Raw genomic sequence first — 15883 nt, forward strand, 5'->3', positions numbered from 1 at the left:
GGCGTTTACTTCCCCTGGGCGGGCTGGGCGCCCGACTGGCCCTGGGCGGGCTTGCCGCCCGACTGGCCCTGCGCGGGCGCGGCGCCGGGCTGGCCCTGGGCCGGCTTGGCGTTCGGGTTCCAGGGCTGCGGGGTGACCGGCATGCCCGGGCGCAGCATCATCGCGCCCTCGACGATCACCTTGTCACCCGGCTTCACGCCGTCGGTGACGATCCAGGCGTCGCCCGCGGTGCGGCTGGTCTGGATCGGGCGCGGCTCGATCTTGTTCTCGGCGCCCACCACCAGCACCATCGGGTTGCCGCGCTCGTCGCGGCTCACCGCACGCTGCGGCACCAGCATCGCGTTCTGCTGCGTGCCCTCGATCAGGTGCGCGCGGACGAACATGCCGGGGAGGAGCAGGCCGTTGGGGTTGGGGAACAGCGCGCGGATGACCTGGCTGCCGGTCGCCGTGTCTACGGTCACGTCGGCGAAGCGCATCGTGCCCTGCGGGCCGTAATCGGTACCGTCCTCGAGCTTCAGTGCCACCTTGGCGTTGCCGTCGCGGGCGACCTGGCCGGCCATGATCGACTGGCGCAGCTTCAGGATGTCGGCGCTCGACTGCTGGATGTCGACATAGATCGGGTCGAGCCGCTGGATGGTCGTCAGCGGATCGGCCTGGGCGGCGGAGACCAGCGCGCCGGTGGTGAACACGGACCGGCCGATCTTGCCGCTGATCGGCGCACGGATGGTCGTGCGAGCGAGATCGATCTCGGCAGTGGCGAGCGCGGCGCGCTGCGCCGCTACGTCGGCGCGCGCCTGCGCGGCGCTGGCGAGCGCGTTCTCGGCTTCCTGCTTCGAGATCGCGTTGATCTTGACGAGTTCGCCATAGCGGCGGGCGAGCGCCTCGCTGCTGGCAATCGTCGCCTGGGCGCGCGTGAGCGCGGCGCGGGCACTGGCAACGGCGGCGCGATAGGGCGCGGCGTCGATCCGGTAGAGCGGCTGCCCCTGACGCACCATGTCGCCTTCGGTGAACAGCCGTTCGAGGATGATGCCGTTGACCTGCGGGCGGACGTCCGAGCTCTCATAGGGGCTCAGTCGGCCGGGCAGCTCACTGGTGAGCGGCACGGCCTGTTGCTGGACGACGATATAGGAGACCGGCGGCGGCGCCGCCTGCTGGCCGCCGGCGGCGCCGGGGGCCCCGGCGCCCTGCTGCTGGGACTGACCGCCACAGGCGGCGAGAACAAGCGCGAGTGCCGGCGCGGTGTGACGGAGAAAAGTCATGCGGGTGCCTGCCGTTATGTGTTATGTGAGTGAACGTTCGCTCACATTCGCCGCTACTGCGAAGCGAGTGACTCGGTCAAGACGATTCTATAGGTGGCTTGGATGGCAGAAACCATGGAAAGCGGCGGGGTTCCGCACCGCGAGAAGGCTTTGATGCGCCGCCAAAAAATCGTGTCGGCGGCGCGCAGGTTGTTCATTGCGAACGGTTTTCACGCAACCGGCGTGGCCCAGATCGCCAAGGAATCGGGCATTGCGGTAGGTCAAATTTATCGCGATTTTTCTTCGAAGGAAGCGATTGTCGCGGAGATCGTGCAGGCCGACTGCATGGAATTCCTGGGAGATGACGAGCTTCGGCGGGGGATCGCCACCAACGACCCCGTGCCTGTATGGTCCTGGATCGACAGTTTCATCGACTCGGAGCCTGACGAATCCGATCCGCTCTTTGCAGAGATCGTCGCGGAATCGGCGCGGAACGAGCGTGTGGCGGCGATCTTCGAAGGCACGCGGGACGAGGTCCGCGAGACGATGTTCGCCGCGCTGGAAGTGCTGGCGCCCGGAGACCATCTTGCGCAGCGCCGGCAGGCGCTGATCGACCTGGTCTTGTCGATCTCGCTCGGGCTGACGCAGCACCGTTTCCTCGGCGATCCGCGCGATACCAAATGCGCCGCGGAACTTGCGCTCAAGATGCTGCGCGCGGAAGTCGAGGCGATGCGGGCGGCAGCCGCGCGCTGACGTCCCGCTTTCTGGAAACAGCTCCCAGGATGTGCGATAAAGCATCATGACTTACTCACCGTCGCCTCGGATTGCGCTATTCGTTACCTGCCTGGTCGATGCGATGCGGCCGCGCGTAGGCTTTGCGGCACTGCGGGCACTGGCGGATGCCGGGTGCGAAGTGGTGGTGCCCGAGGCGCAGACCTGCTGCGGGCAGCCGGCGCTCAATTCGGGCGACCGCGCGGCTGCGACGGACTTTGCCCGGCGCAACGTGGCGATGCTGGAGGCGTATGCCGCGATCGTCGTTCCCTCCGGGAGCTGCGCGGGGACGATCCGCTGCCATTATCCCGAGCTGCTTGCCGACGATCCTGAATGGGCGGCGCGCGCCGAGGCGGTCGCGGCCAAGACCTGGGAAATCCTCGCCTATCTCGATGCGCGCGGCTGGCGGCCCGAGGGCGTGGCGCTGCCGGCAACCGCAACCTATCATGACAGCTGCTCCGGGCTGCGCGAACTCGGCATCAAGGCGCAGCCGCGGCGGCTGCTCGGGGCGGTGGACGGGCTGGATCTGGTGCCGCTCTCGGGCGAGGAGACGTGCTGCGGCTTCGGCGGCACCTTTTGCGTGAAATACCCCGCCATCTCCAATGCCATCGCCGACGAGAAGGCGGCGGCAGTGGAGGCTACGGGTGCGGGGCTGCTGCTCGCGGGGGATCTCGGCTGCCTGATGAACATGGCCGGCAAGCTCCACCGGCGCGGCGCCGAGGTGCGCGCCTTCCACACGATCGAGGTGCTGGCCGGCATGGCCGACGGCCCGGCGATCGGGGAAGCGCAATGAGCGGCACGTTTGACGTGCGGGTCGATGCCGCGCTGGCCGACCGCCAGCTCAAGGTGGCGGTCGAGCGCACCGCCGGTACTGCCGAGGCCAAGCGGAGCGCGGCGATCGGCGCCTGGCCCAGCTTCGCCGCAGCGCGCGAGCGGGCGGCGGCGATCAAGGACCATGTAATCGCCAATCTGGGCAGCTACCTCGTCCAGTTCGAGGCGGCGGCGACGGCGGCGGGGGCGACGGTCCACTGGGCTGCCACCGCCGACGAGGCCTGTGCAATCGTCGTCGACATCTGCCGCAAGGCCGGCGCGAAGAGCGTCGCCCGCTCCAAGTCGATGCTCGGCGAGGAGATCGGCCTGCCGCACGCGCTGGAGGCAGCAGGGATCGGCCGGGTCGAGACCGATCTGGCCGAACACATCATCCAGCTGGCGGGCGAGCGGCCCTCGCACATCATCTGGCCGGCGATGCACAAGACGCGCGAGCAGGTCTCCGCGCTGTTCCACGCCCGCCACCGCGAGCCGCATGTCGAGGAAAACATCGTCGCGATGGCGGCGAGTGCCCGGCGGCAGCTGCGGGGCGAGATGCTGGGCGCGGATGTCGGCATCTCGGGCGCCAATTTCCTGATCGCCGATTCGGGCCAGGTTTGCACCGTCACCAACGAGGGCAATGCCGAGCTCTCGCTGGTGCCGCCGCGCGTGCATATCGTGACCGCGGGGATCGAGAAGCTGGTCCCGTCGATGGACCATGCGGTGCATCTGCTGCGGCTGCTCGCCCGATCGGCGACCGGCGCGGCGCTCACGCAATATACCACCTTCTATGCCGGGCCGAAGCGGGCAGGGGATCGCGACGGGCCGGAGGAGATGCACATCGTGCTGGTCGACAATGGCCGCAGCGCGATGCGCGACGCGGGGCTGGCGGAGATGCTCCGCTGCATCCGCTGCGGCGCGTGCATGAACCATTGCGTGGTATTCCGCCAGATCGGCGGCCATGCCTATGGTGGCACCTATCCGGGGCCGATGGGATCGGTGCTGACGCCGGCGCTCGACGGGCTGGCGGCGAGCCGCGACTTGCCCAACGCCTGCACCATGAACGGCAAGTGCCAGGAGGTGTGCCCGGTCGCGATCCCCCTGCCGACGCTGCTGCGCGGCTGGCGCGAGAAGAGCTGGCGCGAGGGGCTGGAGCCGGTGACGCTGCGCTCAGGGCTCGGCCTCTGGGCCTGGGCGGCGCGGCGGCCGTGGCTGTATCGCGCCGGGGTGCGCTGGGCGATCCGGGCGATGCGGCTGGCCGGGCGCGGCTGGATCGCGAAGCTGCCGCTGGCCGGCGGCTGGACCGGCGGGCGCGACTTCCCGGCACCGGCGGCGGAGAGCTTCATGGACCGCTATCGAAAGGGCGAACGATGAGCGCACGCGACGCGATCCTGGCGCGGCTGGGGCCGGCGCGGGCGGCGGAGGACCTGGCTGCAGAGGCGGCGGCGCTGCTGACGGGCGAGGAACGCGAACGGCCGGCAGGGCCGGAGGATCTGGTGGCGCGCTTCCTCGCGCAGCTGGCGCTGCCGAGCGTGGCGGCGACGCATGCGCGGATCGGCTCGCTGGCGGTATTGCCGGCGGCGGTGGCGGAGTATCTCGCCGCCGAGGGCGCGGCACCGTCGCTATGGCTGCCGCCCGACGCGCGGGTGGCGGGGCTCGACTGGTCCGGGCTGGAGCGGCTGGCGGCATGCCCCATCGATGACGGCGCGGTGCTCGCCTTCGCCCGCGCCGGAGTGGCGGAGACGGGTTCGCTGGTGTTTGAGACTTCGCCGGAAGCGCCAATGCTCCCCAACTTCCTGGCGCTGCGGCACATCGTCGTGCTGGAAGTCGCCGGGCTGGTCCGCTGGCTGGAGGACGCCGCCCCGGGGGGGACGGTGCCGCGCGCGCACTATTGGGTAACGGGCGTCAGCGGCACGACCGACATCGAAGGCACCTATGTCCGCGGCGCGCATGGCCCGCGGTTTCTGCATGTTGTGCTGGTGGGGTGATGAGCCCAGTTAGGCTCGCAAAGCGGTAGGTATGCGGTTAAAGTTAGTGAATGCAAGAAGACGGAGCTTACGCGGAACGATACGTCGCCTTTATGGATGTTCTCGGCTTTAGTCAGCTCGTTCAACAGGCGGATGCCGACGACGGTAAAAGGCAGGTAATAAGGAGTATAATCTGGACGCTCAGAGAGACCTTCGTGCAAGCGCCCCCGTCGACAGGGTTTCAATTCACTCAATTTTATGATTGTGTCGTGCTATCTGCCGACAGAACAGATCTGGGGCTAGTCGCATTATGCTCTGGTTGCGTCCGCTTGGCTGGCAACCTTATGGCCGACGGTATTTTACTCCGGGGCGGAGTAGCAGTCGGCAACTTGCTTCACACGAGAGATAAGCTTTTTGGAACAGGTCTTCTGAAGGCTTATTCGGGCGACGCATCTGGGTCGCCGCCCCGAATATCGCTCTGCAAAGATGCCCAAGCCGACGCGCACAGATTCAATCTAACCCATCTGATCCGCCTGGATCCTATGGATCTGACAGCCATGGTCCACACGCTTTGGGAGTATCAGAATTTCGACAGCAGCTTGGATGCCTTTGAAGACGTAGAGCTGAGAGGGCTGATGGTGGCTAGCCATATCAGGTCGAATTCTACCGACATGAGCCTTCCTGCATCAGTACGAGCAAAGTGGCGATGGCTTCGCTTCTATTGGAATGATGTGATGCAGGATCATCAGTATTTCAGCTTGGTGGAATAGAACGCGCTTGGATTGAATGGGCCTACGCCCGAACATGGCAAATCGTCTGACTAGCAAATTCAATGCCCCGCCGTCACCAACTCCACATCCCCCGCCGTCCCCGTCGCGCGCAGGCCGAAGCCCAGCACCACCAGGAACGCCACCGCCGGCACCAGCAGCGCCAGGTTGATCCCCGCCAGGTCGGACAGATGCCCCATCGCCGCGGTCAGCACTGCGCCGCCGATGATCGCCATTACGATCAGCGAGGCGCCGATCTGCTTGAGCGGGCCCAGGCCGCCGATGCCGATCGCGAAGATCGTCGGGAACTGGATCGACATGAAGAAGCTCGCCGCGACCAGCGCGTAGAGCCCGGTCGTCCCGCCGACGAACACCGCCACCGCTGCCAGCACTGCCGAGAGCCCCGAGAACACCACCAGCAGCTGCGGCGCCGGGACCTTGCCGAGCATCGCCGCGCCGACGAACCGGCCCACGCCGAACAGCACCAGGCTGGCGAACAGATAGTCGGCCGCGCCCTGCTCGGTCAGGCCGGGCAGGTTCACCTGAGCGTAGCGGATCGTGTAGCTCCACAGCCCCACCTGCGCCCCGACATAGAAGAACTGCGCCACCACCGCGAACACCAAGGTCCGGTCCCGCAGCACGGTGCCGAGCGCCTCGCCCGTCGGCACGGCGGGCGCGTCGCCGTCCCTGCGGTTGTCCGGGAACGCGATCAGCGCGGCGGCGATCGCGAAGGCGAGCACCACCAGCCCGATCACCAGATAGGGCGTCTGCACCGAGGCGAGCTCGCCGCGCAGCGTTGCGGTCCGCTCGGCGGCGGACATCGCGGCCAGCGCCTTCTCGTCCTGCGCGAAGCTGGAGAGAATGAAGTATTTCCCCACCAGCACCCCGAAGATCGTGCCGAGCGGGTTGGCTGCCTGGGCGAAGTTGAGCCGGCGGGCGGCGGTTTCCGGGCTGCCGAGTTCGGCGATCAGCGGGCTGGCGGAGGTCTCGAGGAAGGCGAGGCCGCAGGCGATCACGAACAGCGCGGCAAGGAACCAGCGATACTCGCCGAAATGCGTTGCCGGATAGAAGAGCAGCGCGCCGATCGCGTAGAGCGTCAGTCCGGTGACGATCGCGGTCTTGTAGCCGCGCCGCCGCGCGAGCATCGCCGCGGGCGTCGCGAGCAGGAAATAGCCCAGATAGAAAGCCTGCTGCACGAAGCTCGTCTCGAAGTCGCTCAGCGTGAAGGCGCGGCGGAAATGCGCGATCAGGATGTCATTCAGGTTGTTCGCCATGCCCCAAAGGAAGAACAGCGAGACCGTCAGGATAATGGCGGGGGTGTAGCGTCCGGCCTTGCTGGCCATGGGTCCTCTCCTTGGTGCGACGCCCCTGTTGGGGTCATTCGATGGCGCGGTCCAGATGCGTGTAGCCGCCGTCGACGAACAGCCACTGGCCGGTGGTGTGGCTGGCCCGATCGGAAAGCAGGAACAACGCGGTGTCGGCAATCTCTTCCGGCGTGGTGAAGCGGTGGCCGAAGGGCACGCGTCGTTCGATCTCCTCGCGCCGCGCAGCGGGGTCGTCGAAGCTCTTCAGCCATTCGGCATAGGCGGGGGTCTCGACCTCCGCCGGCACGATCGCGTTGACGCGGATGCCGTCGCCGCGCAGCGCCACCGCCCATTCGCGGGTCAGCGCCAGCACCGCACCCTTGGCGGCGGCATAGGCACTGGTGTGCCCCTGGCCGGTGATGGCGGTCTTCGAGCTTATATTGACGATCGCCCCGCGCGCCTTCTGCAGATGCGGGAGCGCCGCGCGCGCCATGCCGAAATAATGGACAAGGTTGATGTCGAGCGAGGCGCGGAACTGCGCCGGGGTCGCCTCGAAGCCGAGATTGTCGTTCAGCCCCGCATTGTTGACCAGCCCGTCGATCCGGCCCCAGCGCGCCGCCACTGCGCCGACCGCGGCGATCACGGCATCGTCCTCGGCCAGCTCGCAGGGGTGGAACAGCCAGTCCTCGCCGAGCTGTGCGACCAGCTCGGGCGGCGGCGCTTCGCGCGAGATAAGGGCGGGCCGGGCGCCTTCGCGCGCCAACCCCGCCGCGATGGCCGCGCCGATCCCCGACGAGCCGCCGGTGACGATCACGACCTTGCCGGCGAGCCCCAGGTTCATGCGCCGAACCGGTACTGGACGAGCGTCTCCGGCTTCATCTGGATCGAATAGCCCGGCTGCTGGGGCGGCATATACGCCGCGTCCTTGATCACGCACGGCTCCAGGAAATGCTCGTGGAGATGATCCACATACTCGATCACGCGTCCGTCCATGGTGCCGGCAAAGCACAGATAGTCGATCATCGACAAGTGCTGGACGTATTCGCACAGCCCCACGCCGCCGGCATGCGGGCACACCGGCAGGCCGTAGCGTGCGGCGAGCAGCAGCACCGCCAGCGCCTCGTTCACGCCGCCGATGCGACAGGCGTCGAGCTGGATCACGTCGACCGCCCCGACCGCCATGAATTGTTTGAACAGGATGCGGTTCTGGCACATCTCGCCGGTCGCGACCTGCACCTGGCCGATCCCGTCGCGGATCGCCTTGTGGCCGAGCACGTCGTCGGGGCTGGTCGGCTCCTCGATGAACCAGGGCTTCGCGAAGGCAAGCGCGTTTACCCACTCGATCGCCTGGCCGACCTCCCACACCTGGTTGGCGTCGATCATCAGCTTGCGATCGGGCCCCAGCACTTCGCGCGCGATCCGGACGCGGCGGATATCGTCCTCCAGGTCGCGCCCGACCTTGAGCTTGATATGGTCGAAGCCGGCATCGACCGCTTCCTGCGCGAGGCGGCGCAATTTCTCGTCCGGGTAGCCGAGCCAGCCCGCCGACGTGGTGTAGCAGGGATAGCCGGTCGCCTCGAGCGTGGCGACGCGCTCAGCCTTGCCCGCCGCGCGCTCGGTGAGCAGGGCGAGTGCCTGCTCGGGCGTGATCGCATCGGTGAGGTAGCGGAAGTCGATCGCGCGGACGAGCTGCTCGGGCGTCATGTCCGCCACCAGCTTCCACACCGGCTTGCCCTCGGCCTTGGCCCAGAGATCCCAGATCGCGTTGACCACCGCGCCCGTGGCGAGGTGCATCGCGCCCTTGTCCGGCCCGATCCAGCGCAGCTGGCTGTCGCCGGTCAGGTGCCGCCACATCCGCGCGGGCTCCTCGGCGATCCAGGCGAGGTCGAGCCCGATGACGAGGTGGCGCATCGCCTCGATCGCGGCGACGCAGATGTCGTTGCCGCGGCCGATGGTGAAGGTGAGGCCATGGCCTTCGAGGCCGGGCACGTCGGTCTCCAGGATGACATAGGCCGCCGAATAATCGGGGTCCGGGTTCATCGCGTCGGAGCCGTCGAGCGAGGCGCTGGTCGGGAAGCGGAGGTCGACCGTGCGCAGGCCGGTGATGCGGGCGTGCAGAGTCATCAGTTCACCCACCCGCCGTCGATCACATGCACCGCGCCGGTGGTGAAGGCGGCCTCGTCGCTGGCGAGGTAGCAGACCAGCGCGGCGATCTCGTCCTCGCGGCCAAGCCGGCCCATCGGCTGGCGGGCGACAAAGGCGGCATGCGCGTCTTCGACGGCGATGCCCTGCGTTGCTGCCTGTTCGGCCACGCGCTGGCGCAGGCTGGGCGTGTCGACGGTGCCCGGGCACACGGCGTTGCAGCGGATGCCCTTGGCAACGAAGTCCGCCGCTACTGCCTTGGTCAGGCCAATGACGGCGGCCTTGGAAGCGCCATAGGCATAGCGATTGGGAATGCCCTTCACGCTGGAAGCGATCGAGGACATGTTGACGATCGCGCCGCCGCCCCGCTCCAGCATGGCCGGCAGGAAGGCGCGGATCATGCGGTGCATGGCGTGGACGTTGAGATCGAAGGAGAGGTTCCAGTCGTCTTCACTGCCGTCGAGGATCGATCCGGCAGCGACGAAGCCGGCGATGTTGGCGAGCGCGTCGATCGCGCCGATCTTCCCAGGCAAATCCGCGATCGCTGCGGCGTCCAGCAGGTCGAGCACCACGGGCTCCACGCCGTTCATCGTCGCAAGCGCGTCGCCGTCGCGATCCAGCGCGAACACGCGAGCGCCTTCGTCCCGCAGCCGCAGCGCCGTCGCGCGGCCGATGCCGTGCCCTGCCGCGGTTACGAGCGCGGTCTTGTTCCGGAAACGCATCGCCTCTCCATCTCCCTAATAGTTTTCATATGTCAAAACGACTTTCAACTTCTTAGCCAGAAGCGACGCGCGTTCGCAAGTGGCATGACACCGCCCGCCACTTTGGTTAGCGTGCCGGCATGACCGATACCGCACCACCCGCTTCAGCCGACAAGTCGCCCGCCTACGCCGCGCCTGCGCTGGAAAAGGCGATCGACGTGATCGAACTACTCGGCACCGAGCCGCAGGGGCTGACGATCAGCGAGATCGCGCAGCGGCTGGGGCGCTCGATCAGCGAGCTGTTCCGCATCATCGTGGTGCTGGATCGCCGGGGATGGCTGCACAAGGACAGCGTGAGCGATCGGTACCGCGTCACCTATCGCGTGCTCGAGATTGCGCACCGCGCGACGCCCGCGCAGGAACTCACCCATGTCGCGACGCCGTTGATGCACAGCCTGGCGGCAGCGACGGTGCAATCCTGCCACCTGGTGGTGGTGAACGGCACGCGCGGGCTGATCGTCGCGCGGCAGGAAAGCCCGGGTCAGACGGGGTTCGCCGTGCGGCTGGGGACCGAGATCGATCTGCTGACCAGCTGCTCCGGCCATGTGCTGCTCGCGGCGATGGACGAGGAGCGCCGCGCTGCGCTTTACCCGAAGGGGCTGCCGAAGGGGCTGGCGGAGCGGCTGCACGCCGTGCGGGCCAAGGGGTATGAGTCGATTCCCAGCGCGCGCATGGCCGGCGTGTCCGACATGAGCTGCCCGATCTTCGGGTTCGACGGGCATGTCGTCGCGGCGCTCACCATTCCGTTCCTCGCCGCGATCGACGACGCACCGCATGTTTCGCACGACGAGGCGCTTGCGTTGCTCCGGGAGACGGCGACGGCGATCTCGTCCGCGCTGGGCTGGTTCGATCGCGGCGACGCACCGGTGGTGCCCAGCGTTTCGATCGCCAGTCCGGGACGCCGTCGTCGGGTGCGGGCGACGGAGGCCTGAAGGGCGACCGTCGCCGCGGCCGTCAGCCCGGCGTGACGACGTAGTAGATGTTATAGCCGACGAACACCGTCGCGATGATCGCCAGGATGATCAGCGCGATGGCGCTCAGGCCCTTGCGGGCGCGCTTTTCGACGGGTTCGCTTCTCGGGTCCATGCTGCACGCCTTGTCGTTGAATCCTCAACGAAAGACGCGCAGCAGCCCGGATCGTTGCGTCAGCCGGCGAGCAGCCCCGATCGCCGTGCATAGGCGGCGAACAGCGTCGGCCAGGCAGAGGCCGGCACCGTCTTGGGCAGGCGCACGCCGAAGCCGTGGCCCCCTTGATCGAAGGCGTGGAGCTCAGCCGGGCGCTTGGCGGCGAGCATCGCCTGGTACAGCGCCAGACTGTTCGCGATCGGCACGAGCCCGTCGTCGCTGGCATGGGCAAGGAAGATCGGCGACGTATCCGCAGTGACGCGGTTCTCCACCGATGCGGCGGCGAGTGCCGCCGTATCGGCGCCGGTATCGAACAGATTGTCGCGCGAACCGCCATGGGTGAAAGGCGCCGCGAGGCTGACCACCGGATAGATCAGGCCCGCGAGGTCGGGGCGGGCGGAGAGCTGGTCGGCGGCGTCCACCGGCGCATAGACGCGCTCGGCATGGCGCGTCGCCAGGCTGCCGGTGAGGTGGCCGCCGGCCGAAAAGCCGATCGCCAGCACCTTCGCCGGATCGACGGCGTACCGCTTGGCCGAGGCGCGGATCAGGCGCAGGCCGCGCTGCGCATCGGCAAGCGGCACCGTCGCGCGGTTGGCCCAGCCCTCGGTGGGCAGGCGGTAGCGCAGGATGAAGGCGGTGATGCCGATGGCGTTCAGCCAGCGTGCCTGCTCCTCGCCCTCATTGTCGATCGCCAGGAAGCCATAGCCGCCGCCTGGGACGAGCATCACCGCAGTGCCGTTCGGCTGGGCCGGACGGCGGACGGTGAGCGAGGGCTGGCCGACGCCGGTCAGCCACCGGTCGTTGAAGGCCGGGTCCTTGGAGCGCTGGTCGTACTTTGGCGTCGGCAGGGTCGCGGGCGAGCCCGGTGGCGATCCCGGCCACAGCGGCAGCACCTCATCCTGCGCGGCGCCCTGTGCCTGAGCCGGCAGCGCGGACAGGCCGGCGGCAAGCGCCATGCCGCCCAGCAGGTGGCGACGGTTAAGTTCTTGCGAGATCATCTGTTCCTCCCCGGAGCACGAGTTATGTCGCTGGTTATGCACCATGAAGGGAGGGTGCTTCCACCAGCAAAAGTAAATTTCAAAAGAGCGGTTTCCTTCCGCTTCTGGTAGCGCTAACCCGTTCGAGCACGATCGTAAACGGGGCCATGGGGCTCCGCGACGGGAGGGGAGAGTAATGGCGCGTTCCATGTCGCTCGGCATGCTCGCGGTGCTGGCCGTCGCGGCCGCGCCGATGCCGGCCGTGGCGCAGGCCCAGATCCCCTATCGCTGGGCCAATGTGACGGTGGGTGCCGGCGGTTACGCGCCGGGAATCGTGTTCAGCCCGGCCGAACGCGGGCTCGCCTATCTGCGCACCGACATGGGGGGCGCCTATCGCTGGGATGCCGCTGCAGCCCGATGGGTGCCGCTGCAGGATGGCAACGTTGTCTCCAGCTATATGGGCATCGAGAGCATCGCCCCCGATCCGCACGATCCGGCTGTGGTCACCATGGCGGCAGGCATGGGCGCGAACGCCCCGGCAGCGATCCTCCGATCGGAGAATCGCGGCGCGACGTGGACGGTGACGCCGGTGCCCTTCGCGATGGGCGGCAACGAGGCTGGCCGCGGTCTTGGCGAGCGGCTGGCGGTCGACCCGAATCGCACGACCACCCTGTTCTTCGGCTCCCGCCATGACGGCCTGTGGCGAAGCGACGATTCGGGCGCGCACTGGACCAAGCTCACTGCGTTTCCGGTGGCGGGACTGGGCAAGCCGGCGCCGCGGCAGACGCATGGCGGCGTGGCATTTGTGCTGTGCGATCCGTCCAGCGGCACGCCCGGCGCCGCATCGCGGCGGATCTGGGCGGGTGTCGCCGATCCTGGCGCCGTGCACCTCTACCGCTCCGAGGATGGCGGCGCGACGTGGGTGGCGGTCGCGGGCCCCGGGCCGGAGATGCTGGCGGTCAAGGCGGCGATCGCGGCGGACGGTACGCTCTATGTCGGCTATGCCACCGGCATCGGTCAGAGCGACGCGCTGGACGGGGCGGTATGGCGCTTCACCCCGGAGGGCAGGGGGCAGGCGATCACGCCGCCGGATCACCGCGAGGGCGGCATCCTGGGCGTCGCGGTCGCCGCCTCGGCGCCGGGCACCGTGGCGATCAGCACGCTCGATCGGTACAAGCTGGGCGACACGCTGTGGCTGTCGCGCGACGGCGGCGCGCACTGGGACGATCTCGGCCCCCGGAGCCGGCGCGACATCACCGCGTCGCCCTTCCTGCTCCACGAGGGCAAGGGCGCGGACTTCGGCCACTGGATCACCGGCCTTGCCATCGATCCCTTCGATGCCGGGCACATCGCCTACACGACGGGCGCAACCGTCTATGCAACGGGCGCGGCGGGGCAGGCGAGCGTCGCCTGGGCGCCCTGGGTGCGCGGCATCGAGCAGACCGCGATCATCACGCTCATCTCGCCGACCGGGGGCGCGCATCTCGTTTCCGGTTTCGGCGATCTCGCCGGCTTCGTGCACGACGATTTCGCCGTCTCGCCGCAGCCGAGCTTCGCCAACCCCTATCTCTCCAACACCAACACGCTCGATTATGCGGGCGGCAAGCCGCGGGTGATCGTGCGCAGCGGCAGCCTGTACGCCAATCGCCCGCGCGATGCCTCGCTCGGCAGGTCCGAGGATGGCGGGCGCAGCTGGGTGCCGGTGAAGGTGCCTGCAATGGGCAACCCGCCGGCCCGTGCCGACCTGAACGGCGAGGCGGCGATCAGCGTCTCCGCCGATGGCGGGACGATGCTGGTGGGAACGCCCGAGCCGCTGCGCACCCGCGACGGCGGCAAGAGCTGGCTGCGCGTGGAGGGGCTGCCGGGCAGCACGCGGGCGACGGCGGACAAGGTTGATCCGGCCCGCTTCTATGCGGTGAGCGACACCCGAATACTGGGCTCGCGCGATGGCGGCGCGCATTTCGTGCCGCTCGCCGGGCGCGGGCTCCCGGCCGATCTCTCGGCGGCGCGGATCCGCAACCGCGAGCAGCAGTCGACGCTGGTCGCCTCGCCCTTCGCGGCGGGCGAGCTGTGGCTGAAGCTGGGCGGCCAGCTGTGGCGCAGCACCGATGGCGGCGAATCGTTCCGGCCAGTCAGCGGTGCGCTGCAGGTGGAGTTGTTCGGGCTGGGGAAGGGGCAGGGGCGTGACCCTGCGCTCTACGCCGTGGGCACGATGGACGGGCTGCGCGCCGTGTGGCGCTCGGACGATCTGGGGAAACATTGGCAGCGGATCAACGACGACAGGCACCAATGGGGCCTGCGGTTCCGCGTGATTTCGGGCGACCCGCGTATCGCCGGCCGGGTATATCTCGGCACGGACGGGCGCGGGTTGTTCTATGGCGATCCGGCAGGGGAGACGAAATGAGGAAGCATTTGCTTGGGGGCGCGGCGCTTGCGCTGCTGCTGGCCGGCACGGCGACGGCGCAGACCGCAACGCCGGTGCCGCACATCGAGACGAAGAATGGCCGCCATGCGCTGATCGTCGACGGCGCACCGTTCCTGATGCTGGGCGCACAGGTCAACAACTCCAGCAACTATGCCGAGCCGCTGGCCACCGCCTGGCCCGTGCTCGACCGCATGCATGCCAATACGGTGGAAGTGCCGATCGCCTGGCAGCAGGTGGAGCCGCGCGAGGGCGAGTTCGACCTCAGCTTCCTCCAGACGCTGCTCGATCAGGCGCGGGCGCACGACAAGCGCGTGGTGCTCCTGTGGTTCGGCACGTGGAAGAACACCAGCTATGCCTATACGCCCGACTGGGTGAAGCTGGACTCGAAGCGCTTCCCGCGGATGAAGACGCGTGACGGCAAGGACCACGGCGTGCTGAGCGCCCATGGCGCGGAGACGCTGAAGGCGGACATGCGTGCCTTTGTGAAGGTGATGGAGTATCTGCGCGACCATGATCCGCAGAATACCGTGATCCTGGTCCAGCCGGAGAACGAGACCGGCAGCTACCGCAATCCGCGCGATTATTCTGCCGAGGGCAACCGGCTGTTCGCGCAGGCAATCCCGGCGGAACTGGCGAAGAAGACGGGGAAGCGCGGCACCTGGGCCCAGGCGTTCGGCGCGCAGGCGGATCGCGCGTTCAACAGCTGGTACGTGGCGCGTTATGTCAACGCCATCGCCGCCGCGGGCAAGGCGGTGAAGCCGCTCCCCATGTACGTCAACGCAGCCCTTGCCGGCGCCTCCAACGTGCCCGATCCGGACGGCGTGGCGAGCGGCGGCCCGCAGCAGGACGTGCTGGACATCTGGAAGGCGGCCGCACCCGCGCTCGATTTCGCCGCACCTGATCTCTACGATCGCAGCAGCGAGAACGTCTCGCTCTACCTCGAAAAATATGCCCGCCCCGACAACGCGCTGATGGTGCCGGAGATCGGTAACGCGCGCGATTTCGCCCGCTTCTTCTACGAGGCGCTGGGCCGCGGCGCGATCGGCTTCGCGCCGTTCGGGATGGACGCGACGGGCTATTTCAACTTCCCGCTCGGCGCGCGCGACCTCGATCCGGCGACGGTGGATGCCTTCGCGCTCCCCTATCGCACGCTGGGCAGCATCGCGCGGGACTGGGCACGTATCGCCTATACCCGCCCGACTTGGGGCGTGGCCAAGCCGGACGACAACAAGCCGCGCAGCACCACGCTGGGCGGCTGGCAGATCACCGCCAGCTGGGGCGAGTGGCAGTTCGGCATGAAGGAATGGACCTTCCTCAAGACCGATCCGACGCCCTGGGGCGCGGAGAAGATCGGCGGCGTGGCCGTCGCGCAGCTTTCCGACAACGAGTTCCTGGTGGTGGGCGACCATGTCCGCGTCACCTTCTCGGCGGCGGAAGGCAGCGCTCCCAACGGCATCATGCTGCGAGCCGAGGAAGGAACTTTCGTCGACGGCAAGTGGCAGACGACGCGAATCTGGAACGGCGACCAGACCGATTACGGGCTCAACCTGATCGATCGACCGCAGGTTCTGAAGGTTACCATGGGCCGCTATCGTTGAG

The 15883-nt window shown here is 68.2% G+C and carries 15 protein-coding genes; 8 read left to right on the forward strand and 7 right to left on the reverse strand.

The genetic code is table 11. From position 1 onward, the window contains the following. Positions 1–5: 5 nt before the first annotated feature. Entirely contained in the window at positions 6–1259 is a 1254-nt protein-coding gene (locus tag V7E00_RS01385; RefSeq protein ID WP_333570919.1) for an efflux RND transporter periplasmic adaptor subunit, read from the reverse strand. Between the two features lie 102 nt (positions 1260–1361). Here V7E00_RS01385 and V7E00_RS01390 point away from each other — a divergent pair, with 102 nt between their 5' ends. The 5 genes from V7E00_RS01390 to V7E00_RS01410 are packed head-to-tail and all read left to right on the forward strand — an operon-like array spanning position 1362 to position 5553. After that, positions 1362–1991 carry a TetR/AcrR family transcriptional regulator gene (locus V7E00_RS01390; protein ID WP_333570920.1) on the forward strand — a complete coding sequence of 210 codons (630 nt, stop codon included), beginning with the start codon at positions 1362–1364 and terminating at the stop codon, positions 1989–1991. A 46-nt stretch (positions 1992–2037) separates the two neighbouring features. Beyond that, a complete protein-coding gene (locus V7E00_RS01395; RefSeq protein WP_333570921.1) occupies positions 2038–2802 on the forward strand; it encodes a (Fe-S)-binding protein in 765 nt (254 codons plus the stop codon). Continuing rightward, positions 2799–4190 carry a lactate utilization protein B gene (locus V7E00_RS01400; protein WP_333570922.1) on the forward strand — a complete coding sequence of 464 codons (1392 nt, stop codon included), beginning with the start codon at positions 2799–2801 and terminating at the stop codon, positions 4188–4190. The genes V7E00_RS01395 and V7E00_RS01400 overlap by 4 nt, the downstream gene beginning before the upstream one ends. Continuing rightward, a complete protein-coding gene (locus V7E00_RS01405; RefSeq protein WP_333570923.1) occupies positions 4187–4804 on the forward strand; it encodes a LutC/YkgG family protein in 618 nt (205 codons plus the stop codon). Before V7E00_RS01400 ends, V7E00_RS01405 begins: the two co-directional genes overlap by 4 nt. A gap of 50 nt (positions 4805–4854) precedes the next feature. Then, positions 4855–5553, forward strand: coding sequence for a hypothetical protein (locus tag V7E00_RS01410; RefSeq protein WP_333570924.1), 699 nt, complete (start codon positions 4855–4857; stop codon positions 5551–5553). Between the two features lie 59 nt (positions 5554–5612). Here V7E00_RS01410 and fucP read toward each other — a convergent pair whose 3' ends face one another. The 4 genes from fucP to V7E00_RS01430 are packed head-to-tail and all read right to left on the reverse strand — an operon-like array spanning position 5613 to position 9718. Next, on the reverse strand, positions 5613–6893 hold the full coding sequence (gene fucP / locus V7E00_RS01415) for an L-fucose:H+ symporter permease (RefSeq protein WP_333570925.1): 1281 nt from the start codon (positions 6891–6893) through the stop codon (positions 5613–5615). A 34-nt stretch (positions 6894–6927) separates the two neighbouring features. Further along, positions 6928–7695: an SDR family oxidoreductase gene (locus V7E00_RS01420; RefSeq protein ID WP_333570926.1), complete on the reverse strand. Its 768-nt coding sequence runs from the start codon at positions 7693–7695 to the stop codon at positions 6928–6930. Next, the gene (locus V7E00_RS01425) at positions 7692–8978 is read right to left on the reverse strand and encodes an L-fuconate dehydratase (protein WP_333570927.1); all 1287 of its coding nucleotides are present in this window, start codon (positions 8976–8978) and stop codon (positions 7692–7694) included. The genes V7E00_RS01420 and V7E00_RS01425 overlap by 4 nt, the downstream gene beginning before the upstream one ends. After that, a complete protein-coding gene (locus tag V7E00_RS01430; protein WP_333570928.1) occupies positions 8978–9718 on the reverse strand; it encodes an SDR family oxidoreductase in 741 nt (246 codons plus the stop codon). The genes V7E00_RS01425 and V7E00_RS01430 overlap by 1 nt, the downstream gene beginning before the upstream one ends. 119 nt (positions 9719–9837) lie before the next feature. On the opposite strand from V7E00_RS01430, the gene V7E00_RS01435 reads away from it, so the two are divergent. After that, positions 9838–10689 carry an IclR family transcriptional regulator gene (locus V7E00_RS01435; protein ID WP_333570929.1) on the forward strand — a complete coding sequence of 284 codons (852 nt, stop codon included), beginning with the start codon at positions 9838–9840 and terminating at the stop codon, positions 10687–10689. A gap of 22 nt (positions 10690–10711) precedes the next feature. On the opposite strand, the gene V7E00_RS01440 is transcribed toward V7E00_RS01435, so the two are convergent. Both V7E00_RS01440 and V7E00_RS01445 read right to left on the reverse strand, forming a co-directional pair. After that, on the reverse strand, positions 10712–10843 hold the full coding sequence (locus tag V7E00_RS01440) for a hypothetical protein (RefSeq protein ID WP_333570930.1): 132 nt from the start codon (positions 10841–10843) through the stop codon (positions 10712–10714). A 59-nt stretch (positions 10844–10902) separates the two neighbouring features. Further along, positions 10903–11880, reverse strand: a complete 978-nt coding sequence (locus tag V7E00_RS01445; protein WP_333570931.1) for an alpha/beta hydrolase — start codon at positions 11878–11880, stop codon at positions 10903–10905. 175 nt (positions 11881–12055) lie between these two features. On the opposite strand from V7E00_RS01445, the gene V7E00_RS01450 reads away from it, so the two are divergent. Then, positions 12056–14263: a WD40/YVTN/BNR-like repeat-containing protein gene (locus V7E00_RS01450; protein ID WP_333570932.1), complete on the forward strand. Its 2208-nt coding sequence runs from the start codon at positions 12056–12058 to the stop codon at positions 14261–14263. Then, positions 14260–15882 carry a DUF5597 domain-containing protein gene (locus V7E00_RS01455; protein ID WP_333570933.1) on the forward strand — a complete coding sequence of 541 codons (1623 nt, stop codon included), beginning with the start codon at positions 14260–14262 and terminating at the stop codon, positions 15880–15882. The genes V7E00_RS01450 and V7E00_RS01455 overlap by 4 nt, the downstream gene beginning before the upstream one ends. The last annotated feature ends 1 nt before the right edge of the window (position 15883 follow it).

Source organism: Sphingomonas sp. (assembly GCF_036731925.1).
GTDB lineage: Bacteria > Pseudomonadota > Alphaproteobacteria > Sphingomonadales > Sphingomonadaceae > Sphingomonas.